Origin of the sequence: Pseudomonas sp. SJZ080 (genome assembly GCF_007828295.1) — a bacterium.
GTDB lineage: Bacteria > Pseudomonadota > Gammaproteobacteria > Pseudomonadales > Pseudomonadaceae > Aquipseudomonas > Aquipseudomonas migulae_A.
Map to the genome: position 1 here is coordinate 59,291 of NZ_VIUK01000029.1, position 24,688 is coordinate 83,978.

Below are 24,688 nucleotides of genomic sequence, written 5' to 3' on the forward strand. Positions count from 1 at the left end.
ATGAAGCATTCATGTCGGCGCACGCGGCGGATAGATCCGCGTCGGCAGCCAGAAAATCAACAGGATCAGCGCCAACGCGACGCCGCCCATGCACAGATAAAGGTCCGAGGCCGTCAGCACCACGGCCTGCTCATGCAACCGATGAGCGAGGCCCGCGCTGTCGCTGTCGGCCAGCGGCGAGTTGCCGAGGCGGTCCACCAACATGGTCGAATGAAAGTGCAGCCGCGATGTGGTCAGCGCGTCGATCACTCCCGTGGCGATCACCGCCGAAAGGCCTTTAACGGTGTTGAACCAGGCCGACGCGAACGGCCCTTCCATCGGGCTGATGCTGCCGGTCGAGAGCATCAACAATGGCAACACAGCCATGGGTTGCCCGAAGATTTGCAGCAGTTGCAGCACGTAGAAATCGTCGCGAATCCACACCGATGTCAGCTGCGATCCGCCGATGCACGACAACGCCAGCATGCTCAGGCCGATCCCCAACACCCAGCGGCAATCGATCCAGCGCAGGTTGCACAACGCCGCCACCAGCGGCAGCGCGATCAACTGCGGCAGCGCTGCCAACAACATGATCGGCGCGGTTTGCACTGGGCGATAACCCTGCACCTGCGCCAGGTAACTGGACGGAATGATGATCACCGCCAGCAAGATCACCAGCACCCCGGCCAGGGTCAGCAAGGCGAACGACAGGTTGCGGATGCCAAGCATCTGCATCTTGAAAAACGGGATTGGCTGCGACCATTCGTTGATCAGGAACAGCACCAGCAACACCACGCCACCGCCGAGCAAGCCGCAGATCAGGCTCGACTCGAACCAGTCCAGCCGGTTGCCCTGCAGAATGCCGATCACCAGCATGCAGATCGCCGGAAAACCCAGCAGCAATCCGCGCCAGTTGAACTGCTTGAAACGCTCAAGGCGCAGCGGATCCTGGGGCAGGCCGTAGGCCACTGCGGCCATGGCGATCAGGCACGGCGCGATGATTTGCCAGAAGGTCCATTGCCAGCCGACATGCTCGGTCCACAACCCGGCCAGCGGTGTGCCGAGCCCCGGACCGAAGGTGGCCGTGAGGGCATATCCGGCAAGACCGTAGAGCTTCACGTTGGCCGGCAAAAAGCGCAGGGCGACGGTCATCAGCATCGGCGGCAACGCACCGCCCGCCAGACCTTGCAAGGTGCGCATCAGCAGCAGGCTTTCGTAGTTCGGGGCGAACGGACACAGCACGCCCAACAACGTGAACACACTGATCGCGCAGAGAGTGAAGCGCCGCAACGAGAACGTCACCGAGCACCACGGCGCGAACGCCATCGCGGCCACCGAGGTCGCGGTGTAACTGGCGACCAGCCAGGTGCCTTCGTCATAGCCGATGGCCAATGCGCCGCGAATGTCGGCGAGGGCGACCTTGGTCACCATTTCGTTGAGGCCCGATACCAGCACCGCCAGCAGCACGCCCACCAGACCAATGATGATCCGCGGGCCGAAGACCGGCGGCGTCACGGCGGTGGGGCTGGCCGCAGCGAGAGATGCCGGGGCCGTGAGGGAAGTCATGGACTGCAAGCTCCGGGAATGGATTCCGAAGCATTTTAGGAAGCGTGGAAGCTGACGAAAATCAACTTATTGGCAGCTTATAAGTGCGTCAGCCGCAACAATACATAGCCCTGCAGGAGCCGGCTTGCTGGCGATGGCGGTCTATCAGTCGATGAAGAAGATGTTGAATGAAAAATCACGATCGCCAGCAAGCCGGCTCCTACAGGGTGCGTGTTCAGTCTGACGTGGGTTGTGCAGCCAGCCACGTCTCGTCACAACACGCCTTGAGCGTTTCACGCATCCAGCGATGCGCCGGGTCTTTGTCGAAACGCGGGTGCCAGGCCTGGGTCAGCATGAGGGTCGGCAACGGGATCGGCAGCGTGAATGAACGCAGCTTCAACCCCAGGCGCCGCACACTCAGCAACGCTTCCTTGGGTACCGGCAGAATCAGATCGGAATCCGGCAACGCAAACATCGCGGCATGGAAACTCGGCGCAATCACCGCCACCCGCCGCTCCAGGCCCAAGGCGTTGAGCGCCGTATCAATCGGGCCGCGAGCGATGCCGCGACGAGACATGCTGATGTGAGAAAACCCGGCATAGCGCTCGGCGGTGATCTCTTCATCAAACAACGGGTGGTCGTCGCGCACCAGGCCGACAAAGTGCGTGGAGAACAGGTTCTGCACCTTCACTTCCGGCATCAGCGGCCGGTTGTTGCTGACGCTCAAATCGATGCGTCCTTCACGCAACGCTTCGTCATCCCCATCGCCCTCCGGAACAAAGCGCAGTTCGCAGTGCGGCGCCTGGCGCTCCATCGTGTCGAAGAGCTTGCCGCCGTAGACGCCGACAAAGAAATCGTTGGCACGAATGCTGAAGCGTCGACGCAAACTGCCCAGCTCCACTTCATCGGCAGATCGAAACAGCAGCGCGGCCTGCTCCACCAGATCCCGTACCTGCTCACGCAACGCCAGTGCCTTGGGTGTCGGCACCAGGCCACGGCCGGCCCGCACCAGAATCGGATCGCCGATGGCCTCGCGTATCCGCGTCAGCGTGCGGCTCATGGCTGCAGGGCTTAGATGCATGCGGCGCGCGGCGCTCACCACGCTGCCTTCGTCAAGCAAGGCGTCGAGGGCGACCAGAAGGTTCATGTCCGGGAGTTTCATGCTGAGCACTCGTGGCTGATCTGGATTGATTCAGACGCAATGCTAACAGCTTGAACAAGTGCGCCGAAGGCCACCCTTACTCGCGGTACGAGCGGTCCCCGAGCCAAAGCCCCAGCCCCGGCGCCGAGAGCGGCCTTGAAATCAGATATCCTTGGCCGACGTGATAGCCCTGCTCCTGCAGAATGCGTTGCTGACCCAGCGTTTCAATACCTTCGGCCACCACGCGTAATTTCAGGCTCTCACCAATACGGATTACCGCTTCGCTCAAGGCCTGACTGGTGATGTCATCTTCCAGGTCATGAACAAAGCTGCGATCGAGCTTGAGTTCCTGGATAGGAATTCGCCGCAGATAGCTGAGGCTCGAATAACCCGTGCCGAAATCATCCATGGCCAAGCGGATGCCCAGGGCGTGCACCTCGTTGATCGTGGTAAGGGTGTCAGGATTACTATCCATCAGGACGTTTTCGGTAATTTCCAGAGTCAGATCGGAAGTTGCCAGCTGCTGCTCGGCGAGGATCCCGGTCAGAATCCCGGGCAATCCCCGATTATGGAAATTGGTGGGCGACAGATTGACGGATATGGCGGGCACTTCAAGCCCTTCGCGACGCCAGGCGGCCAGTTGGCGGCAGGCTTCGCGCAAGGCCCATTGGCCAAGCTCGACAATCAACCCGCATTCCTCGGCGAGTGGAATAAAGCACCCGGGCGAGATATCGCCCAGATGTGGATGCCTCCAGCGAGCCAAGGCCTCCACGCCGTAAAGATCATTACCCTGCAGATTGATTTGCGGCTGATAGACCAAGTGCAACAGATGTTGATCAATGGCTTCACGCAGTGCCGCCTCAAGGTTCAAGCGTCCGCGCGCCAACTGATCAAGGCCATGGCTGAAGAAGCTGACACAACCCCGCCCGCTGGTCTTGGCTTGATACATGGCCATATCGGCGCGATGCAGCAGGGTCTCCATGGATCGGCCATCGCCGGGAAACAGGCTGACGCCGATGCTTGCCGAGGGTTTGAGCGTCACACCCGCAATCTCGCAGGGCATGCACAGTTCATTTCTCAAATGCTCGATCACGACCTGCGCCTGCGCCAGTGCGCACTGAGGCAACACCACGACAAACTCATCACCCGATAACCTGCTCACGATGTCGACCTTGCGCCGACACTTGCCCAAGCGCCGGGCGATCATTCGCAGAAACTCATCACCGGCCGGATGCCCCAGCGAGTCATTGACCTGCTTGAAGCGGTCCAGGTCAATAAACAGGACGGTGAGCGGCGTGTCGTCGCGTGAAGCTTCGGCGATGGCCTGGTCCGCGCGGGCGTTAAGCAGGTTGCGGTTGGGCAGACCGGTCAAGTCGTCATAGAACGCCAGTTGGCGGATATGCGCACGTGACTCCTCGCGCTCAAGGGCCAATGCACACAAGTAAATGCTGGCGCTGACCAATTGCTGATGCAGCAACGAAGGCTCACGGGGCTCATGATAGTAAAACGCAAAAGTACCCAACACCCGGCCCGAGCTGGATTTGATCGGCGTCGACCAGCAGGCCCTGAGGCCCAAGGGTAACGCCAGATCACGAAAATGGACCCAGAACGGATGACTGGCAATGTCACGGACCATCACCCCAATGCCGCTGAATGCAGCTGCGCCGCAAGAGCCGACACCCGGTCCGATCGCCACATAATCCAACGCCGCACAGTAACTGGCCGGCAGATCGGGAGCCGCCAGGGTACGCAACCGCCCGCTGTCGTCGACGCTTAAAATCGAGGCGACCACTTCCGGCGCTACCCTCTGGACCTCATTGCACACCAAGGCCATCAACGACTCTATCGACTCCTCCTGCACCATCGCCTCAAGCATCTTGTGACGCAGGATCTCCGGCATTCGAGAGTGAGTGACGTCGATCATCACGCTGACGGTATTGATCAGATTACCGTGGTCGTCACACACCGGGTAAATCGTGACATCGCACCAAACCCGGCGCCCCTCGCGCAGGTAGCCGACAGCCTGCGAATGATAGACCTCGCCACGCATTACCTGTCCTTTAATGGCGGCAATGGTCTGCTGATCAAAATCCGGCGCGATCACATTATCGAGCGTGCGTCCGCGGACCTGATCGAGGTCGTACCCGAACATCCGGGTAAACCCACCGTTTGCGTACACCATACCCCACTGACCGTCGGTGATGATGATGGCGTTTTCCGTAGTGTCGACAACCAGCGACAGCAGTTGCAGGCGTTCGTGCTCCTTGTGTTGACGGGTTATGTCCTTGACGATCGCGACATAGAACAGCTGCCCTGAAGCATTGACTCTGGAGATGGACATCGCTCCCCAGCGGTAATCACCGTCCGGCCGTTCGATCAATACGTCTCGACTGCTACCGACAATCCTGTTGATGCCGCTCCGTCTGTTGGCGTCGATGTAACTGTCGTGATCAGCCCGGACCATGTCCGGCACCAGCAAGCGGACGTTCTGGCCGAGCACCTGATCGCGGCCATTGCCCCATAAGCTCTCTGCGGCATCATTGAACAAAATGACCCGATTCTGGCTGTCGATGACCACAACGCTATCAATGGATTGCGCGAGTGCCTGGGTAAAGATGGGTGAAAAATCCTGAACATCCGACATGCCGATGACTCACTGATAACGCTTTAACGTACAAGGCTCCATGCTACGTCAGGTTTGCCGAGCCAACCGGTTTTCCAGAAATCCCCGTCATCAGGTTTTGAAGTGCCGCACCATTGAGCTCAATTCGGAGGCCAGGCGCGACAATTCGCTGCTGGCCGAACTCGTCTGATGCGCGCCGTCAGCCGCGCGGGTCGACAATTCACGAATATTCAACAGGTTGCGATCCACTTCATGGGCAACCTTGGCCTGCTCCTCGGTGGCGCTGGCGATCACCAGGTTGCGCTCGGTAATTTCGTGCACCGCGGCAAAAATCTCTTCAAGCGCCTGACCGGCTGCTTCCGTCGCCTGCAACGAACTACTGGCCCTCAAGGTACTGGCGTCCATAGCGTTGACGGCCTGGTGTGTGCCGTTCTGGATTCCGGCAATCATCTGTTCGATTTCCCGGGTCGACTCTTGAGTGCGATAAGCCAAGGTCCGCACCTCGTCTGCAACTACAGCAAACCCGCGCCCCGCTTCACCGGCTCGCGCAGCTTCAATAGCCGCATTGAGCGCCAGCAAATTGGTCTGGTCAGAAATACTGCGAATCACTTCCAGCACCTTGCCGATGTCGCGGGTCTGGGTAGCCAGGTCCTGTACCAGAGCGGAACTGGTACTGATCTCCCGGCTCATGGCATCCACCTCCTCAAGCGTGGTTTGCACCTGCCGACGACTTTGGCCTGCCAATTGATTGGTCGCGTTGGAGGCCTCTGATGTGGACACTGCGTTTCTCGCTACTTCTTCGACTGCCGCCGTCATCTCAGTAACGGCGGTGACCGCCTGTTCGAGCTCGTTGTGCTGTTGGTTCAGTCCGTGATTGCTTTCCACGGTGACCCGGCTCAATTGCTCGGCGGAACTGGCCAATTGATGGGCGTAATGACTGATCTGCTCAATGGTCTGACGTTGGCTGATCTGCATCTGCTGCAACCCCAGGAATAGCTGGCCGATTTCATTGCTCGATTGCACATCGATCGGATGTCGCAAATCCCCCGAGGCGATTTCCTCGAAATGCTGCCCTGCCTCGCGCAGTGGACGCAGCACGCGGCTGGCGATAAACCACCAGCAACCGGCCACTAGCAACCCGGCGATCACAAACAGAATCACTGCCTGAGCCTGGGCCATGCCGTAGCGGGAATGGGCCTGATCCATGATCGCGGCGGTTTGCACATCGAGCTGCTTTTCGAAGCCGACCAGAGCCTTGTCAAACCGGTCGTTAGCTGTCCGCGCCTTGAGGTTGACCTCAATGTAACGCGCCTCCGACCCTTGGCTCAGCGCCTGCATCTGCTCTTCCAAGGTATCGCGATACACCGCGAAAGCCTGCTGCAACTCATCGCTCTGAAGGGTCGAATGGCTGCTCTTCTCTTGCGCAGCAAACGTGTCGAAGTAATCGATGGCTTCCTGAAACAGAGTCGTCGCCCGCTGCAGACTGGCCTGGGCTTTGACGGTATCGCCGGTGCGCGTTTCAAGGAATGCCCCCGCCATGCCCACCCGGGAACGCAATAGACGCAGATAGGCCAGGTGCACCCGACTATTCTGGGTCACCCCGACCTGATGCAGGTTTTGGATCTGTTCATCGCTGCTCAGCGCGCTGCGCCAACTGGTCAACGATGAAACCAGTAATGCACAGACGAACAATGCAAGTACCCAGAACATACCCGTTCGGATTTTCAGATGAGTCAGCATTCTGGACAGTTCTCAGTTGTACGGGCGGTAACCAGCCAAAAAGCCAGCATCAAATTACATCACATCCTATAGGGGCAATTTGACATGAATCAAACAAACAATGACGTAATACATCAATACCTTCGTCGTATAACATCATTCGCTTGAACGTAGTAAGTGCGCAAAATGTCACATAACCACGAAGAGTTGACGCAGGAGGTCAAGATCATGAAGGAGCGCACAGTGACAGATCATGTGGGTGCCGCAATCGCAGCACGCCGAAAAGCGAAGGGCCTGACTCAGGCTCATATTGCAGAGGCTATCGGAGTGGAAAAAGAGACGGTCAGCCGCATGGAAAATGGCGTGATTTCCTTGACCCTGACACGCCTGCAGCAAATGTCGGAGGTGCTCGACTGCTCGCTTAGCGATCTGGTGCGCACCAACGCCCATGACTCCCACAGCCAGTCCCAGAACATCAATGAGCTGATTCAGAGCCTGCCGGTCGGTGAGCGAGTGTTGGTGGTTAATTTCGTTGCTGAAATCGTCAAGGTATTGAAATCCAGAGAGCCGGTTCAACACTATGATTCGAGCTCGGGCCGACGATAGAGCCCCGCCAGGAGGTCGATCCCTGGTGCAGCACTATCATCGCCTCTCCATCCGCGGGTGGCGTCACTTACTCCTTGAATGAGTCACTTCATTCCGAGGTTTCTTCGATACGAAGTTCTTTCTGGTGATGCTGCTGAATACTGTGCGCCGTGAATGGAAACAGGTGAGATGGGACGTACCTAACGCTGCATCCCCCACCGCTTCACCGTCACCCGCTCCAGCGAATCAAACACCAGATTTTCCACCAGCAACCCAATCAAAATCACCACCGCCAACCCGGCAAACACCTTGTCGGTGTACAGCTCATTGCGATTCTGAAAGATGTACCAGCCCAAACCACCCTTACCACTGGTTGCACCAAACACCAACTCAGCCGCGATCAACGTGCGCCAGGCGAACGCCCAACCGATTTTCAGCCCAGCAAGAATCGACGGCAACGCTGCGGGAATCAGGATGAACAGCACGAAACGCATGCCCTTCAAACCGTAATTGCGGCCGGCCATGCGCAATGTTTCCGAGACGCCTAGAAACCCGGCGTAAGTGTTCAACGCCAATGCCCAAAGCACCGAATGCACCAGCACGAAAATCAGGCTGTTCTGCCCCAGCCCGAACCACAACAGCGCCAGCGGCAACAGTGCAATCGCCGGCAGCGGGTTGAACATCGACGTCAGCGTACTCAGCAGATCGCGACCGAATTGCGTCGACACCGCCAGCGTGGTCAGGGCAAACGCCAGGACGATGCCGATCAGGTAACCCTTGAGCAACACCACCAGCGAAATCCACACTTTGCCCAGCAATTCGCCGCTGAGCAGGCCGCCATACAGCGCGCTGGCGGTTTGCAAAAAACTCGGCAGCAACAGGTCGTTGTTCTGGATTCGCGCAACCACTTCCCACAGTACCGCGAGCAAAATCAGGATAAGGCTTTTACGAATCCAGCCCTGTTGCCACAGACGCTGGCCGAGGGGCAATTCACGCTCCAGCGGTACGCTGGTCAGCGGCTGCAAAACGGTTTCAAACTCTTCACGCGCAGATGATAGCTGGCTCATCGGGCACTCCTCTCAATGGCTCAGTAAGCGATGCGAATGTCGGAAAAATCCAGCTCGCGCGCGGTTTCCGGCGACTGACCTTCATCGAACAACAATCGATGAATCCGTCGCGCCGATTCCTGAAACGCCACGCCGCCGAGGCTGTGCAAATCGTATTGATGGCTGTGGACTTCAGCCCGTACCCGGCCAGGGTGCGGCGACAGCAGCAGAATGCGGTTACCCACCACCAGCGCTTCTTCAATCGAGTGCGTGACGAACAGCAGGGTGAAGCGCACCTCCTCCCAGAGCAGCAGCAATTCTTCCTGCATCTTGCGGCGAGTCAGCGCATCGAGCGCGGCGAAGGGTTCATCCATCAACAGGATTTTCGGTTGCATCGCCAACGCCCGGGCAATCGCCACGCGCGCCTTCATGCCGCCGGACAAGGTGTGTGGATACGCATCGGCAAACGCCGCCAGCCCGACCTTGTCGAGATAGTGCATGGCCCGTTCTTCGGCCTCTTTGCGCTTGAGGGTTTTCGACGCCAGCAGCGGAAACATCACGTTCTGTTTGACGGTTTTCCACGGCGGCAGTTGATCGAACTCCTGGAACACCACGATCCGGTCCGGCCCCGGCGCATCGACACGCTGACCTTGCAGGCGGATTTCCCCTTCGACGGGCTGGATAAATCCGGCGGCGGCCTTGAGCAATGTCGACTTGCCGCAACCGGACGGCCCGAGCAATACAAAGCGGTCCGCCGGATCGATTTCAAAACTGACTTGGTGGGTCGCTCGAACCACCCGCTGCGGCGTGCGGTATTCGAGGCTGACATTATCGACCGACAGCAGCGCCTGGGCTGTGGCGTTCGGTTTGCTGACCGTGTGGCCTTGCAAAGGGGCGTTCATGTCGTTCAGCTCCCTTGCAGTGGTTTGGCGTCCTGGAAAAAGTAATCCTTCCACGAATCCGGTTTGTTTTTGATCGCGCCGACACGGTAGAGGAACTCGGCGAGCGGGTAGGTATTTTTCGGCGTGACGCTGAATTCGAACTGCGGGTTGTCGATGATTTTCAACAGCGCAGCGCGATCGATTTTTGCCTTGGTCACGCGAATGTAGGTATCGGCGGCGGCGCCTTTATCGTTCTGGGCAAATTGCGCCGCTTCGGTCAGCGCCTCGACGAAGGCCTTGTAGGTTTTCGGGTTCTCGTTACGGAATTTTTCCGTGGCGAACAGCACCGTCGGCGAGTTCGGGCCGAGCAGGTCATAAGTGTTCAGCACCACATGCACGTTCGGATTGGCCAGCGCCTGATCCTGGAAGGGCGGGTTGGAAAAGTGCCCCGTCAGCTCGGTACCGCCGGCAATCAACGCCGCTGTGGCGTCGGGGTGCGGAACAGCGATGGTGTACTTGTCGAGGCGATTGAATTCCTTGTCGCCCCACTGCTTGGCGGCCGCGTATTGCAGGAAGCGCGACTGTACCGACACGCCCACCGCCGGCACCGCAATGCGGTCCTGCTCGGTGAAGTCGGCGATGGTTTTGACCTTGGGATTGTTGCTCACCAGGTAGTACGGAAAGTTGCCGAGGGAGGCGACAGCCTTGACGTTCTGCTTGCCGTGGGTGCGGTCCCAGATGGTCAGCAACGGACCGACGCCCGCGCCGGCAATGTCGATGGAGCCGGAGAGCAACGCATCGTTGACCGCCGCGCCGCCGGACAGCTGAGTCCAGTCGACCTTGATATCGACGCCCTCCTGTTTGCCGTACTTCTCGATCAGGTTCTGATCGCGCACTACGTTGAGCAACAGATAAACGATGCCGAACTGTTCGGCAATGCGGATTTCACCTTCGGCGTGAGCCACAGTCGGTGCCACCAGGCTGCTGGCAATGAGGCTGAAACCCAGGCCGATGGCCGCAGCCAATGGTGCAAAGGAAAGACGTCTGGACATGAAAATTCTCCGACAAATCAGAAAGGCGCGTCGCCCTGGATGGTGGTGCGATACAACTTGCGGCGCAGATGGCTCGGGCAGCCGGCGGCAAGGTGAATCAGCGAACGGTTGTCCCAGAACACCAGGTCGTGGGGCTGCCATTGATGGCGGTAGATGTTTTGCGGCAGCACGCTATGGGTGTAGAGCTCGTCAAGCAGTTGCTTGCTCTCGTCGTCCGGCAAGCCAACGATGCGGGTGGTGAAACCCTCGCTGACGAACAGCGCCTTGCGGCCGTTTTCCGGGTGCGTGCGCACGATCGGGTGCACGACTTCGGCAACCTGGGCCAGTTGCTCCGGCGTCAACGTCGGGCGCCAGTTACCTTCGAATTTGGTTTCGCTGTAGCGCGCCGTGTACGAGTGCGCCGCGGAGCGACCTTCGACCGCTTTGCGCAGCGCTTCGGGCAGGTTGTCCCAGGCTTTGTGCATGTCGGCGAACAAGGTGTCGCCACCTTCGGACGGCAACTCCTGGGCGTGCAGCATCGAGCCCAGGCTTGGCAATTCTTTATATGACAGGTCGGAGTGCCAGAACTTGCCGGCGTCGCCGAGGCCGATGGATTGGCCGTTTTCGATGATGTTGGAAACGATGAGGATTTCCGGGTGCCCGGCCAGCAGGAATTGCTTGAGCACATGGATCTGCAACACGCCGAAGCGGCGGCTGAAGTCGATGTGTTGTTCGGGGGTAATGCGTTGGTCGCGGAACACCACGACATGGTGATCAAGGTGCGCGCGATGGATGCGGGCGAAGTCCTGCTCATTGATAGGACGAGACAGGTCGAGCCCGATGATTTCGGCACCGACGGCACCGCTGAACGGACGAATTTCGAAAATTTGCGGCGCGATGCTTTGAGTTGCAGAGACGACAGACATAAATCACTCCCACGCACGGCACGCTCAAGGGCGCGCGCGTCGATCAGAAACTCACGGAGGTCCCGTGTTGGTTCGTGTCGTGCGGCGCGCCGATTGGTCGGCAGGTACGCAGGAGGTTGACTTTATAGATATAAGAACTGGATTTTAAATACCGTTAGCGAATAACCATATGGCTTATATCGCCTATGCTGCTGACAGGGTGAAGCTGCTCAACGCTTGAGGGACGCTCAATGTTCTACGTGCAACGCAATGCAGAAGGCCAATTGACGCGCGTGGAAGCCGAGGCCTATGACGAATCCACCGAAAGCCTGCCCGCCGATCACCCGGACCTTCAGACCTGGTTCGCCAGCAAAGTCATGGCCATGAACCACAAGCAACTGCAGCAAACCGGTCAGCTCAAGCAGTTGAAGCAAAGCGACCTGGACATGATCCGGGTACTGGACGACCTTATTCAGGTGCTGACCGACAAGGGCGTGATGCGCATCACCGACCTGCCGGCCGCTGCACAGGACAAACTCATGGGCCGGTCCCAGGCCCGGGAGGCGTTGGGTGGGTTGAGTAATTTGGTGGATGAGGATGATTCGGGGTTGATCTGATCCAGCCTTCATGTTGCCTGTTCTGACGCCATCGCCAGCAAGCCGGCTCCTACAAGGTTTAGAGTGTTCACAAAATGTGCGATCACCCCAGTCCTGAGCTGGCTTGCTGGCGATCGCGGCCTCACAGACAAAGCAACTTCAGGACCTTATTCCCAAGGCCTCGGCTCCCCAACCAACTGCCCCTGCACACCATAAACCCCCATCTCGCGTATCACCGACAACTCCCCTTCAGTCTCGACCCGCTCGGCAATCAACGGCAGGTCAATGCTGTGCGCCGCCCGTTGAATCGCCTCGATAAACAAACGCTTGTCGCTCTCCTGATCAATTGCACGGATGTAAACACCGTCGATCTTCAGGTACGCCAACCCGAGCCGCGCCAGGTTGCCGATCATGCTGAAGCGTCCACCAAAATGTTGCAGGCTCAACGAGAAGCCGATTTCTCGCAGGCGTCGCGTCAGGTCTTCCAGCTTCGCTTGCTCCGGCAGTTGCTCCTCGCCGATTTCCAGGGTCAGCCGCGGGCCGAAGCTGGAGTGCACGCGCAAAATATCCAGGATTTTGCCCAGCGCCTGCGAATTGATCAGTGTCGCCGACGACAGGTTCAGCGCCAGCGACGCTTGATGGTCGGCCATTTGCGCCAGCACCTTCTCCAGCATCAGGCGATCCAGCCGCGCAGCCCAGCCGAAACGTTCGAGCCACGGCAGGAATCGACCGGCAGGAATCGCCTGGCCCTGCTCGTCAATCAGGCGCGAAAGCACTTTGTAATGCAGCACCAGTGTCGTGTCCTGGCTCGCCACGACCGGCTGGAAATACAGCTCGAAACGGCGCTGATTCAGCGCCTCATCGAGCAAGCGGTGCCAGGCATGATGATCGTCGCCAAGGTTCGACGCCGCCGTGTGATCCAGGCAGACCCACCTCGAATCGCCCTGGCCTTCAGCCTGCGCCAACGCCTGATCCGCCAGCCCGAGCACCGCTTGCGGTAAGTCGCCATACATAAACGGCGCCAGCCCGATGTATGCCACGGCGGCCACATCGGTGGCGCCGGTTGCATGCAGGCTCGCCAGGGCATTGTCGAGGCTTTGCGCCAGTTGCAACGCTTCGGCGCGCACCAGCCCCGGCGCCAGCACGGCGAATTCGCCGCCGCGGATCCGCGTGACGAGGTTCAGCGTTTCGGGGTATTTGGCGCACTCACGGGACAACTGCTCGCCGACCGCGATCAGTAAATCATCGGTGTGTTGGCCGCCCAGACGCTGATTCAACCCCGCGAGGTCCCTGACCCGCAGCAACAGCAAATAACCTGAACTCGCCTGTTCCGGATTGTTCACCCGCGCATTCAATTGCATCTCGAAATAGCGCCGGTTGGCCAACCCGGTCAACGTGTCCCGATAGGACTCGTCGCGCAATTTTTCACTGCGCTCGGCCTGTTCCTGAAACAACGACTTGAGCTTCTCGACCATCTGGTTCATGGCCTGCACCACGCGGCGCAATTCAGGTGTGCGCGGCAGATCGGGCAGGCTGAGGAATTCACGGCGGGCGATGGCGTGGGATTGCTGGACCATGTACTCCAGCGGTTTTAATTGCCGGCGCAACAGCAACGCGCCCAGTGCCGCACTCACCGCGCCGCAGAGCAGCAGCCAGCCGAGGCTGCCCAAGGCGCTCTGCCATAGCTTGGCCAACGCGAACATCGGGTGGCTGACCACTTCGACCCGTGCCGCCTGCTCCCAGCCACGGCTGACAATCGCATCGCCGCCCGCCGGCTCCAGGCCGATCAGTTTGACGAACCAGTCCGGCACGTTTGTCACCGCCGCCATGCCGCTGCGTTCGACCAGGGTCTTGTCGTTCGACAGATCGACGACGCGGATGCTCGCGTAATAACCGCTGTCGAAAATCGAGCTGACCAGCAACTCGACCATCGCCGGGTCGTCGATGTTCGGCGTCAACGACAGCGCCAGCGCCGTCGCAGCGTCCTGCGCGTGGGAGCGCAACTGGTTGACGTACTGGGTGCGCGAGCTCTCGAGGCTGACCATGAAGCTGCCGGTGAAGGCGACCACCAGGAACAGACAGATTGCGATCAACAGCTGTTTGAACAAAGACATCTGAGCGCGTGCTCCTAGTTAATCGTCTCGACCGGAAAACCTTCCGCCTGCATTTTCTTCAACACATCCTGCCAACGGGACAAGCGTTTGGTGTCACCCACTTTTTTATTGCCCTTGGCTCCGGGCAACCAAAGCCCTTCGGCATTGAAAGCGTAGACCGGCAGCAGATCGGTTCGTTGGCTCGCGGGCTTGAACGCATCGATCAGGCTATCGAGCACCAGCGGCATGGCGTCGGGGCTGGCGTAGTAAGTCAGCACCATGTGCGCGCGGTTCAGGCTCACGGCCTTGACATAGGTAATGCGTAGCTTGTCGCTGGATACGCCGAGGTGGCGCAGGCTGAAATACTTGGCAATGGCGTAGTCTTCGCAGTCACCGGCGCCCTTCCACAAGGCTTCGATCGGGGTTTCCCAATAGTCGACCTCGTGCCACAGGTCGATGTCCTCTTCGTAGCGCATCTGTTTATTGAAGAACAGGTTGACCACGTTGAGCTGCTCCAGCTCGCTGAGCTGTTTCTGCGTGGCCAGCAAATGCTGCCAGGCATCAATGCGTTGCTGCCCTGTGCCCAATGGCCCGTACAATGCCTGCGCCCGGCGGCTGATCAGGGAAAAATCCCAGTCGGCATGCAGACCGCCCGGCATGACACCGGCCAGCAGCAACGCGCAGCACAGCCAGCGCAAAGTCCGAGGGATCGCGAAACATACCGCCAATGCGAGACATCCAGGTAGGCAGGTGGAATCGATTGATGGTGAAGGGTAGTCGGTTAAAAGACAATGGCACGGTGAGATCACCGGGAGCGGGCTAAACTTGGGGTGTGAGCTGTTTAGTCTGCGTGTTTGACATCCTGTCGGGCAGTCACTAGTGTCCTCTTGGATCCAATTTTTTTCAGTCATTCAGGGTGCGTAGTAGTGCCACAGAAACCCAACCCTCTCAGCAGCATCAAGGTCAACGGTCCGATTCCCGCTCATCTGGCTCGCTCGGTCATCGAAAAAACCCTGCGTGCCGCCATTCTCGATGGGCGCATTCCTTGCGGCACAGCCCTTCGTCAGCAAGACCTGGCCGACCTGTTCGGGGTCAGCCGCATGCCGGTCCGTGAAGCCTTGCGCCAACTCGAAGCGCAAGCGCTGCTTAATGTGATAGCCCATAAAGGTGCGGTGGTCGCGCCATTGGTTCAGGGCGATGCCGTCGAAACTTATGCGCTGCGGATCCTGCTGGAGTCCGAAGCCCTGCGCCTGTCGGTCCCGTTGCTCACCCATGAGGACTTTGAACAGGCGGCCCGCTACATCGATGAACTGGAAACGGAACACGACTACACCGAAATTGGCCGGCTCAACCGCCTGTTTCACATGGCGATGTACTGCAAGGCACCTAATCGTCGGCTGTTGAGACTGGTCGAAGACGGGTTGAACGAAGAGGAACGCTTCCTGCGCTTCAACCTGGAAGCCATGGGCCTGGGCAAACTGTCCCAGGAAGATCACCGCGCGCTGTTGCGTGCAGTGGAAGACCGCGACGTCGAGCGTGCGGTGAAGCTGCTCGAACATCACCTCAACCGGGGCGTCGAAGTCATCACGAACTACCTCAACAGCCCCGAAGCACAAAGCAGAAAAACCTCGAAATAAATCACATAGGTAGCCGCAGCGAGCAGATCAACCTGCTCGCCTGCGCTTGCCGCGCCTGCGTGTCCGTTATCCCAAGCCAGACAACTGCATCGACCGTAAGACGCGTCGGCGATAGCGGCTGCCTTGATTTACGCTCACTCTTGACCTGCCAACCAATAACAAACGGGTGACGTACCGCATGAGCGGCGCAGTCCCCGCATCAAGAACCTACGGAAGGAGTCTTGCCACGGGAAAGGAAGCTTCGGCATCCCGGCCAACTTCCACCCCTCAAATCACACTAACGATCACCCTTGGAAAGTTGCTTCGAGTGAGGCATTCACTCTTTAACTCAATTTCGACTTATATAAGCCGGAAGGAGCAACTACGCCCAAATAAAACTTTAATAAAAAGTCTTATTGAGACTTGTCGCCCCTGGAAAAGTTGAACTTAAAAATAGTATAGAAATAACTTGCCCGGAACTTTATTCGTGTATTAGCTTTTCTCCGCCACCACTGGACACCGGCCATAGCGCCGCGACCACACTACTTATATGCAACTAATAACGATCAATTCATTTGAGGCACTTGCTCGCCATCAGAATAGTTTAATCGCCGCTAATTATTGATCACACCTCATTCCGGATCACTTATAGGCTCGCCATGAAATCGACTAAAGACCGTCTTAATCAGAAGAAAGCAGAACTGAGTGCGCACCCGATTTTTTCTGAAATACATTCGCTTTCGGTACTCCAACGCTTCATGGAATCTCATGTTTTTGCGGTGTGGGATTTCATGTCTCTGACCAAGCGCCTGCAACAGGAGCTGACCTGCGTGCAGTTGCCCTGGCTGCCGCCAGCAGATCCGCAGGCTGCCCGACTGATCAACGAGATTGTGCTGGGTGAAGAGTCCGATGATCGTCCGGCACACGGTCATTACAGCCATTTCGAGTTGTACCTGGATGCGATGCGCGAGGTGGGTGCCAGCACGGTTGCCGTCGAGCGCTTCGTGGCGCTGCAGCAAGAAGGCGTGAGTTACGACGTGGCGTTGCAAAGCGTGGACATCGACCCGGCCGCTGCGCAATTCGTGCGCCACACCTTGCACACCGCGCTGCATGCGCCCGGCCACAGCGTTGCGGCAGCGTTTCTGCATGGGCGCGAGAGCGTCATTCCACAGATGTTCCAGCGGATTCTCGACGATTGGGGAATCGGCTTTGAGCAGGCGCCGACCTTCCGTTACTACCTGGAGCGGCACATTGAAGTCGACTCCGAAGACCACGGCCCGGCAGCGGAAAAGCTCCTTGCGCGGCTGGTCAATGGCGATCCGCAACGGGAAGAAGACGTCTACGCCAGCGCCTTGGCGGCCGTGGAAAGCCGCATCGCCCTGTGGGACGGCCTGCGCTTGAGCATGAGCGAACCGGTGGCGGAGGTGAATGCATGAACGCCGCCGACTACCAATCCTTCGCCGACGCCTGGGAAAGCCGCGCGACCATTCGCACCCGTCCGCGCCGCATGCTGGAGAACGACGAAAAGCTGATCTACCCGCTCAGTCGCCAGCCGCTGGTGTTGAGCGAAACCTTTCTGCGCGAATGCCCTGAGCAACGGGATTTCGCCCTGGTGCAGACACTCTACAAATTCATCAACGACGTGGTGATTTTCGAAACCGAGATCGTCGACAAAACCGCGCGCAGCATCGCCAAGAATCGCTTCGCCGTGGCCTTCCCGTTCGCCTGCCGTTACGACGCCATGACCGTCGTGGTGGACGAGGATTACCACGCGCTGGTGGCGATGGATTTCATGCAGCAAACCGTCGCCATGACGGGCATCACACCCATCGAGCTGCCGGATGAAATCGAGCTGAGCCGGGCGATTCCGGCAGCTGTTGCGCTGGCACCGGAGCATTTGCGCAGCGCCGTGGAATTGATCTGCGTGGCCATCGCAGAGAACACCGTGACCGGCGATGTGGCGGCATTCGCCAAGGACGAAACGGTCAAGCAATCGATCAAGGGCTTGATGGCCGATCACTTGCTCGATGAGGGCCGTCACTCCGGGTTCTGGGCGCGGTTGGTGCGCATCTACTGGCACACCGCAAGCGAAGACGACCGTCAGTGCATCGCACGGATTCTGCCGGTGTTCATCGGCCATTACCTGACCAACGACATCCAGAAATCCTTCGACTTCCGTCTGATCGAGTCCTTGCAGATCAGCGATGCCGCGCGCCGCGCACTCAAGAGTGAAGTGTCGGGGCTGGCCTTCCCGATCAACCGCCATCACCCGCTGGTCGCCAACATCATGCGGTTTTTCCACAGCAGTTCGCTGCTCGATTCGACGTGTGTTCAAGAAGCCCTGAGCGACTACCTGGTTTAACGAGGAGCACATCATGAGACGTCTCGACATTCTGCTCATTGGGCAGAGCCAGGCCCTGACCCACCTGGCGCTGGAACTTGAACAACACGGTCATTCACTGACGCGGCTGACGGCCCTTGACCTGCCGCCGTCGGGCAACGCTGACTTACTGATCGACGATGCCAGCCTGACCTTCCAGCCGTTGGACGATGTACCGCAACTGACGTTGCGCCTGGGGGTCGGCGTGCGGGGGGATTCAGGTTTACCGCCGCTGGACCTGCTGTGCCTGTACGGTTCGACGCTGCTCACCCGCGTGCCGATTGCCGACGAACCTTCGGGCAACGGCCAGGCGCTACGCCTGCGAACGATGGCGCAACTGGTGGATCATGCAGCCTTGCTGGTCAGTCGATTCTCCCGGGATGCGGACTCTTTTCTGCTCGTCGAACGAGCGACGCCCGTTCATTTTGAACAGGTGGAAAGCCTGCTGTTTTTAGACAACCTGGCCTTCGTCCATCGTCTCAATGCGACCGCTGAACCCGGCTTGCTGCAACTCGCTCAGTTGCCGATGATCGAGCGCCTTGAGCAGCGCTTCATTCAGTCCGCCGAAAGACCGGCGCTGAACATCGCCGGCACCTCCCTCAGTTATCGCCAACTGCATGCACACAGCCGCGCCATTGCGCAGCGATTGCAACCCTTGCTCCAACAGCACGACAAGCCGTTGGTGGTCGGCATCTGCCTGCCAAAATGCAGCGCGTTGTATGCGGGAATTCTGGCGATTCTCGGCAGCGGGGCGGTGTACCTGCCGCTGGAGCCGAGCCACCCGCTGCAGCGCCAGCAGTACATTTTGTCGAATGCCGGCGCCGTGCTGTTGCTGCACGACGGACAGCATCCGCTTGCCAGCGAGATGCTCAGCCTGGACATCAGCGCAATCGACATCGAGCACCTGGATGTCGATCAACCGTTGCTGCGCCAGCGCCCCGTTCTCGACGCGCCGTGCATGGCGCTCTACACCTCGGGCACCACCGGTCATCCCAAAGGTGTGTTGCTCAGCCAGGCCAACCTCGCGCACTTCACCGCGTGGTACGCCGACTATGTGCAACTGACGGAACAGAGCCGCGTATTGCAGTTTTCGTCCTTGAGCTTCGACTCGTCGCTGATCGATATCTTCCCGACGCTGTTGCAGGGCGCCGAGCTGATCGTGCCCAGCGACGATCAACGCCGCGACCCGCTGCAACTGGTGGAACTGATCCGGCATCAACAGTTGAGCCACGCTTTTTTGCCACCGGCCTTGCTGAGCATTCTGCCGCTGGATCAGTTGCAGGTACTGGACCATGTGATGACCGGTGGCGATGTCTGCGAACCCTATGTCATCGAGCAACTCACCCGTCAGGGCAATCTCTACAACCTCTACGGCCCAACCGAAGCCACGGTGCTGATCACCGCACGGCAGCTGCGCGCCGGCGACAGCAATCGCACCCTCGGCGCGCCGATCGCCAACAGTCAGGTGCTGATTCTCGACGAGGACTTTCAACCGGTGACCGAACAGACCGTCGGCGAGTTGTACATCGTCGGACCGGGTGTTTGCCTGGGATACCTGAATAACCCGCAACAGACCGCCGAACGTTACTTGAACCTGGGCCTGCCGAACGGCGAGAGCCTGCGCGCCTATCGCACCGGCGACATGGCGAAGTGGACAGGCTCAGGCATCGAGCTGTGCGGACGCCGGGACAATCAGGTAAAGATTCGCGGCTTTCGTGTAGAGCCGGAAGAAATCGAACGCTGCCTGCGCGACAGTCAGTTGTACCGTCAAGTGGCAGTGGTGATCGACAGCCAGCGGCGGATTCTCGCCTTCCTCGCCCAGCCTCAGGAGGATCGACCCGGCACCGCACGCGAAGCGCTGAAGGCGCACGCCACCCGGTTCCTGCCGGATTACATGCACCCAACCGCCTGGACCGAACTGACGAGCATGCCGTTCGCCAGCAACGGCAAGGTTGACCGCAAAGCGTTGCTGGAGTTGCCCGTCAGCATCACCGAAAACCCGTCGCGGCGTTTACCCACCAGCGCCGATGAAGCGCTGCTGCTGGAGATCTGGGCCGAACTGCTGGAACTGCCAGCCAGCGATATTTCCACCGACGAAAGCTTCTTCAATCTGGGCGGCCACTCGATCCTGCTGTCACGCATGTTGCTGCGCTTGCGTGAAGAATTCGGGCGCAGTATCTCGATCAATCGTTTCATCGAACTGCCGACCATCGCGAAACTGGCGACGCTGGTGCGCGGCTCCGGCACCGAAGAAGTGCTGAGCGAACAAGCCATGGCGGACGCCTTCCGCGAGTTGGGGGTGCAGCCGCTGCCGGTCAGCCGCATGGGCGATGTGCACAAAGTCATCGTCACCGGCGCCAACAGTTTTGTCGGCGTGCACATCGTCGAGGCGTTGCTGGCCTGGGGCGCCAGCGAAGTGGCGTGTCTGGTGCGCGATGGCGGCGAGCAATCGGCGGCCGAGCGCTTTGCGCATGCATTGCGCGAGAACCGTCTTGAGCATCTGGATCTGAGCCGGGTGCGGGTTTACGCGGCGGACATCACACAGCCCTCACTCGGGCTCGCCGTGGAGGTTTACGAGCGTCTGGATCGCGAGTTCGGCGCACTCGTGCACAACGCCGCCAACGTCAATCACGTGCTCGATTACGAGTCGCTGGCGCGGGACAACGTCGAGCCGATTTTCGAATGCCTGCGACTGTGCGAAGGGCGCAGTAAAAAGATCTTCAATTTCGTTTCGACCTTGTCCGCGTCGAGCACCATTTCCGACGACGGCCGGGTGCTTGAACTGCCCGCCGCACACACCCCGCCGATCTACATCAAGAACGGCTACAACCTGTCGAAGTGGGTCGGTGAACGCATCCTCGAACGGGCACGGGAGCGTGGGGTGCGGGTCAATGTGTATCGCCCCGGCAACATCAGTTTCAACAGCCTCACGGGTGTCTGCCAACCGCACAAGAATCGTTTGATGCTGATGCTCAAGGGCTCGATTCAGCTCGGACAGGTTCCGGAGTTCGCTCTGAATTTCGACCTGATGCCGGTGGATTTCCTCGCTCGTTTCATCGCGTTCCATGCCAGCCGTTATTCAGCGGAAAAAGCGGTGTTCAACCTGCACAACCCCGAACCTTTGAGTTGGGACGATTACGTCGCCTCCTTCCGTGAGGCGGGCCGCACATTCTCCATGGTCAGCGTGGCCGACTGGCAACAGCAACTGGGCCGGGTCGACAGCGACAACGCGCTGTTCGGCGTACTCGGTTTCTACCTCAACGGCTTCGAGGAAGACATCGGCGATATCTCGATGATCGGCCACGACAACGCCCAGGCCGGCGTGCGGCAGATGGGCGCTCACTACCCGGAAAAATCCCCGGCGCTGCTGCGTCGCGGTTGCGACTACCTCAAAGAAATCAACTTCATCTGATTCACTCAACCGGAGCAAAACCATGAAAACCCTGCAACCCGATACCCTGATCAAAAACCCTCAAGGCTGCCACGTCGTGTCTTCGGTGGATGTGCCGGCCGAGGCTACGAAAGTCTGGGCGGTGGTCGGCAACTTTGCCGGCTTCGATCGCTTCATCCCGGCGTTGTCGCACATCGAGATGACGGGCGAAGGCGTGTCGTCTCTGCGCAAGAAATTTTTCAAGGATGGCAACCTGGTGGTCGAGCAACTCAACTCTCGGGATGACCAGGCATTGAGCATGACCTGGACCACGATTTACAACACGCTGGGCGTGGCTAACTTGTGGGCTGCCATGACAGTTGAAGCACTGGGGGAAGGCAAGTCCCGGGCGACCTGGACCATCATCGCTGAACCGGCTCAGGGCGACGCGCAGGCACTGCCGGGGTTCAAGGATTTTGTGCAGGGGTTTGCCGATGATGCGATGAGTAATGTGCTGAAGCTGTTTGTGTAGGACTGTCGTTTAGCGGTGACTCATGCACCGCAATCGCGAGCAAGCCCGCTCCCACATTCTGACCGGCTTCCTTCAGTAGGAATGCGATCGAATGTGGGAGCGGGCTTGCTCGCGATTGAACGATAACGCGGTAGATCTGACCTGAATCAAATCTTGAAGCTATCAACCAACTGCTTCAACCGATTCGCCTGCAACGACAACGCATCACAATCCTTCAACGTTTCATTGAGGTTGGCCACGCTCTGCTGGTTCAGCAAATTGATCTGGTTGACGTCGACATTGAGTGTTTCCACCACGGCTGTCTGCTCCTCGGTCGCCGCCGCCACCGACTGGTTCATGCCGTCGATTTCACCAATACGCCGGGTCACGCTGACCAGTCGCAAACCGGCCTGGTTCGCCACTTCAACGCTCTCTTCGCTGGAGACCTGACTGGCGTTCATGGTGGTTACCGCTTCGCGTGAGCCGATCTGCAGCGATGTGATCATTTTGTGAATCTCCTCGGCCGACTCTTGCGTGCGATGGGCCAGGTTGCGTACCTCATCTGCCACCACCGCAAAACCACGGCCGGCTTCACCGGCGCGGGCCGCTTCAATGGCTGCGTTGAGGGCGAGCAAGTTGGTCTGCTGGGAAATGCCTTTGATCACATCGAGAATGTGCCCAATGTTGTCGGTGCTCGCGTTGAGGGTTTCGATCTGCGTGCAGGACAGGCTGATTTTCTGCGACAGCTCGGTCATCGCCAGAATGGTTTTTTCCACCACCTGTCGACCGTCATCCGCCTGCTCGCTCGCGCCGCTGGCGTGCTGCGAGGCATCGGCGGCGTTGCGGGCGATTTCCTGGGTTGCGGCGCCCAATTGGTTGATCGCCGCCGCCACACTGTTGGTGCGCGCACTTTGCTCGTCAGAACCGACGATCGAGGCGTTGGACGAGGCCATGACCCGTTGCGACAGATCATGGACCTGGCGAGTGGCCGATGACACCTCGGAAATCGACGCATGAATCCGCTCCACGAACTGGTTGAAAGAACCGCCCAGTTCGCCGAATTCGTCTTTGCTTTCCACAGCCAGACGACGCGTCAGGTCGCCTTCGCCCTGGGCGATGTCCTGCATCGCTCGACTCATGGTGGTCAGCGGTCGCATCAGCACATTGATCAACAGGCTCAGCAGCACTGCAATCACCGCCACGGCGATGAACATCGCGATCAATGCCGAGGTGCGGAATTGGCTCAATGGTGCGTAGGCTTTGTCCTTGTCGATCGACAGACCGATATACCACGCAGCATTCGGCAACCCGTTGACCGGGGTGAACGAGAGGATGCGTTCCTGGTTGTTCAAGGTGACTTGCTGATTCCCCTTCTCGATGCGCAGGCCCGTGTTGGGGTAGATGTCCTTCAGGTTTTTCATGAGCTGGTCTTTGTCCGGGCTGACGATCACCTGACCGTCGGCACTGACCAGAAACGCATGACCGATGCCGCCGAAATCCACCGAGTTGATGATCTTCACCAGGGTTTCCAGGCTCAAGTCACCGCCGACCACACCGAGCAATTCGCCGTTCTTTTTCACGGGCATGGCGATGGTCACGACTAACCCACCGACGGCGGCCATGTAAGGCGGGGTCAGCATGGTTTTGTCAGCGACAACGGCCTGCTTGTACCAGGGCCGCTGACGCGGATCGTAGCCGTCCGGCATCTTCGCGTCCGGGCGCTGGGTGAACACGCCGTTGGTCTGGCCGACGTACGTGAACTGGAAGTTCGAGGTGAAAGCCGGCTGATCAACCAGACCCGGCAGATCGGCATTGGCACCTTGATGAGCGATGTTCTGCGCGAGGTTTTCCAGCACCAGCACGCGACCGCTCATCCAGTTCTGCACGCTGCTGGCGGTCAGGTCGCCGGCTTGTTGAACAGAGGATTCGAGGTTTTGCCGAATGGTATTTCGCTGCAGATAGTCGTTGTACAAAGTGAACAACGCAAAAGCCAGCACCACGACGCCGGAGGCGGCCAACAGGATTTTATGGCTGAACTTGAGATTCATTTCATGGGACTTCTATGCAGAAAGTGGGGATGCGTTCCGGGTTGCAACATTCCATGTACAGCTCAAGCGGTTTCTATTCCGCTCTACTTTGGTGCACGCATGTCTCATCAGTCTGTCGGCACTGGTGCGATAAAACTTAGGGACATGTACGAAATGGCCGGAATTTCCGTCAGATTCCCGCCGAACGGCGTGCTAGAGCGCCTCGGAAGCGTTTTCTTGACGACGGTTATTCGAGCGGCGGTTGCAAATTCCCCAACCCTTGATGACGATGCGACTAATTATTATTTGTGGCGTCCAGGCTGGTGTTTGCTGCGGTACGACGCATGATGCCTAGGGATAATCTGTCGGTCAGCCGCCGTGGCGAGCCTCAGCTACCAGTTCTAAATATCCGGCCTACAAAAAAGCCAGCCCTTGAAAATCAAGGGCTGGCTTTTTTGTTTCTCCGAAGCGAGCTATCGGGCTTTTGGCGAGCCCGAAACGACAAAACCCCTGTCTGCGTTAGCAGACAGGGGTTTTGGAATTTGATCTTGACGATGACCTACTCTCACATGGGGAAACCCCACACTACCATCGGCGATGCATCGTTTCACTGCTGAGTTCGGGATGGGATCAGGTGGTT

Annotated in this window: 18 protein-coding genes and 1 rRNA gene; 7 read left to right on the top strand and 12 right to left on the bottom strand. The window is 58.8% G+C overall.

What is annotated here, in order from left to right; all coding sequences use genetic code 11:
* Nucleotides 1-9: 9 nt before the first annotated feature.
* From FBY04_RS27865 to FBY04_RS27880, 4 genes are all read right to left on the bottom strand, one after another.
* Nucleotides 10-1,545 carry an MFS transporter gene (locus FBY04_RS27865; protein ID WP_145318512.1) on the bottom strand — a complete coding sequence of 512 codons (1,536 nt, stop codon included), beginning with the start codon at nucleotides 1,543-1,545 and terminating at the stop codon, nucleotides 10-12.
* A 214-nt stretch (nucleotides 1,546-1,759) separates the two neighbouring features.
* Nucleotides 1,760-2,686 (bottom strand): LysR family transcriptional regulator, encoded by a 927-nt coding sequence (locus FBY04_RS27870; protein WP_145318515.1) that lies wholly within the window; start codon nucleotides 2,684-2,686, stop codon nucleotides 1,760-1,762.
* A 76-nt stretch (nucleotides 2,687-2,762) separates the two neighbouring features.
* On the bottom strand, nucleotides 2,763-5,309 hold the full coding sequence (locus FBY04_RS27875) for an EAL domain-containing protein (RefSeq protein WP_145318518.1): 2,547 nt from the start codon (nucleotides 5,307-5,309) through the stop codon (nucleotides 2,763-2,765).
* Between the two features lie 90 nt (nucleotides 5,310-5,399).
* Complete coding sequence (locus FBY04_RS27880) at nucleotides 5,400-7,028, bottom strand: methyl-accepting chemotaxis protein (protein WP_145318521.1); 1,629 nt, start codon at nucleotides 7,026-7,028, stop codon at nucleotides 5,400-5,402.
* 207 nt (nucleotides 7,029-7,235) lie between these two features.
* On the opposite strand from FBY04_RS27880, the gene FBY04_RS27885 reads away from it, so the two are divergent.
* Nucleotides 7,236-7,613 carry a helix-turn-helix domain-containing protein gene (locus FBY04_RS27885; RefSeq protein WP_178118336.1) on the top strand — a complete coding sequence of 126 codons (378 nt, stop codon included), beginning with the start codon at nucleotides 7,236-7,238 and terminating at the stop codon, nucleotides 7,611-7,613.
* A gap of 179 nt (nucleotides 7,614-7,792) precedes the next feature.
* Here FBY04_RS27885 and FBY04_RS27890 read toward each other — a convergent pair whose 3' ends face one another.
* The 4 genes from FBY04_RS27890 to FBY04_RS27905 are packed head-to-tail and all read right to left on the bottom strand — an operon-like array spanning nucleotide 7,793 to nucleotide 11,476.
* Nucleotides 7,793-8,659 carry an ABC transporter permease gene (locus FBY04_RS27890; RefSeq protein ID WP_084323356.1) on the bottom strand — a complete coding sequence of 289 codons (867 nt, stop codon included), beginning with the start codon at nucleotides 8,657-8,659 and terminating at the stop codon, nucleotides 7,793-7,795.
* Nucleotides 8,660-8,679: 20 nt separating this feature from the next.
* Nucleotides 8,680-9,540: an ABC transporter ATP-binding protein gene (locus FBY04_RS27895; protein WP_145318528.1), complete on the bottom strand. Its 861-nt coding sequence runs from the start codon at nucleotides 9,538-9,540 to the stop codon at nucleotides 8,680-8,682.
* A 5-nt stretch (nucleotides 9,541-9,545) separates the two neighbouring features.
* Nucleotides 9,546-10,571 carry an ABC transporter substrate-binding protein gene (locus tag FBY04_RS27900; RefSeq protein ID WP_145318531.1) on the bottom strand — a complete coding sequence of 342 codons (1,026 nt, stop codon included), beginning with the start codon at nucleotides 10,569-10,571 and terminating at the stop codon, nucleotides 9,546-9,548.
* Between the two features lie 17 nt (nucleotides 10,572-10,588).
* Complete coding sequence (locus tag FBY04_RS27905) at nucleotides 10,589-11,476, bottom strand: TauD/TfdA family dioxygenase (RefSeq protein WP_145318534.1); 888 nt, start codon at nucleotides 11,474-11,476, stop codon at nucleotides 10,589-10,591.
* Nucleotides 11,477-11,706: 230 nt separating this feature from the next.
* Between FBY04_RS27905 and FBY04_RS27910 the strand changes: the two genes are divergently transcribed.
* Nucleotides 11,707-12,072 (top strand): tryptophan synthase subunit beta, encoded by a 366-nt coding sequence (locus tag FBY04_RS27910; RefSeq protein ID WP_084323352.1) that lies wholly within the window; start codon nucleotides 11,707-11,709, stop codon nucleotides 12,070-12,072.
* Nucleotides 12,073-12,218: 146 nt separating this feature from the next.
* On the opposite strand, the gene lapD is transcribed toward FBY04_RS27910, so the two are convergent.
* Together lapD and lapG are read right to left on the bottom strand one after the other, a co-directional pair.
* Nucleotides 12,219-14,165: a cyclic di-GMP receptor LapD gene (gene lapD, locus FBY04_RS27915; protein ID WP_145318537.1), complete on the bottom strand. Its 1,947-nt coding sequence runs from the start codon at nucleotides 14,163-14,165 to the stop codon at nucleotides 12,219-12,221.
* Between the two features lie 14 nt (nucleotides 14,166-14,179).
* Entirely contained in the window at nucleotides 14,180-14,872 is a 693-nt protein-coding gene (gene lapG, locus FBY04_RS27920) for a cysteine protease LapG (protein WP_145318540.1), read from the bottom strand.
* A gap of 198 nt (nucleotides 14,873-15,070) precedes the next feature.
* Here lapG and FBY04_RS27925 point away from each other — a divergent pair, with 198 nt between their 5' ends.
* From FBY04_RS27925 to FBY04_RS27945, 5 genes are all read left to right on the top strand, one after another.
* Complete coding sequence (locus FBY04_RS27925) at nucleotides 15,071-15,781, top strand: GntR family transcriptional regulator (RefSeq protein WP_145318543.1); 711 nt, start codon at nucleotides 15,071-15,073, stop codon at nucleotides 15,779-15,781.
* 638 nt (nucleotides 15,782-16,419) lie between these two features.
* Nucleotides 16,420-17,196 carry a DUF3050 domain-containing protein gene (locus FBY04_RS27930; protein WP_145318546.1) on the top strand — a complete coding sequence of 259 codons (777 nt, stop codon included), beginning with the start codon at nucleotides 16,420-16,422 and terminating at the stop codon, nucleotides 17,194-17,196.
* On the top strand, nucleotides 17,193-18,122 hold the full coding sequence (locus FBY04_RS27935) for a diiron oxygenase (RefSeq protein WP_145318549.1): 930 nt from the start codon (nucleotides 17,193-17,195) through the stop codon (nucleotides 18,120-18,122). The genes FBY04_RS27930 and FBY04_RS27935 overlap by 4 nt, the downstream gene beginning before the upstream one ends.
* Nucleotides 18,123-18,135: 13 nt before the next feature.
* Nucleotides 18,136-21,552 carry a non-ribosomal peptide synthetase gene (locus tag FBY04_RS27940; protein WP_145318551.1) on the top strand — a complete coding sequence of 1,139 codons (3,417 nt, stop codon included), beginning with the start codon at nucleotides 18,136-18,138 and terminating at the stop codon, nucleotides 21,550-21,552.
* 22 nt (nucleotides 21,553-21,574) lie between these two features.
* On the top strand, nucleotides 21,575-22,042 hold the full coding sequence (locus FBY04_RS27945) for an SRPBCC family protein (RefSeq protein WP_145318554.1): 468 nt from the start codon (nucleotides 21,575-21,577) through the stop codon (nucleotides 22,040-22,042).
* A 146-nt stretch (nucleotides 22,043-22,188) separates the two neighbouring features.
* Here FBY04_RS27945 and FBY04_RS27950 read toward each other — a convergent pair whose 3' ends face one another.
* Nucleotides 22,189-24,069 carry a methyl-accepting chemotaxis protein gene (locus FBY04_RS27950; RefSeq protein ID WP_145318557.1) on the bottom strand — a complete coding sequence of 627 codons (1,881 nt, stop codon included), beginning with the start codon at nucleotides 24,067-24,069 and terminating at the stop codon, nucleotides 22,189-22,191.
* Nucleotides 24,070-24,594: 525 nt separating this feature from the next.
* Nucleotides 24,595-24,688: ribosomal RNA gene (gene rrf / locus FBY04_RS27955) — 5S ribosomal RNA — on the bottom strand; the annotation flags it as partial.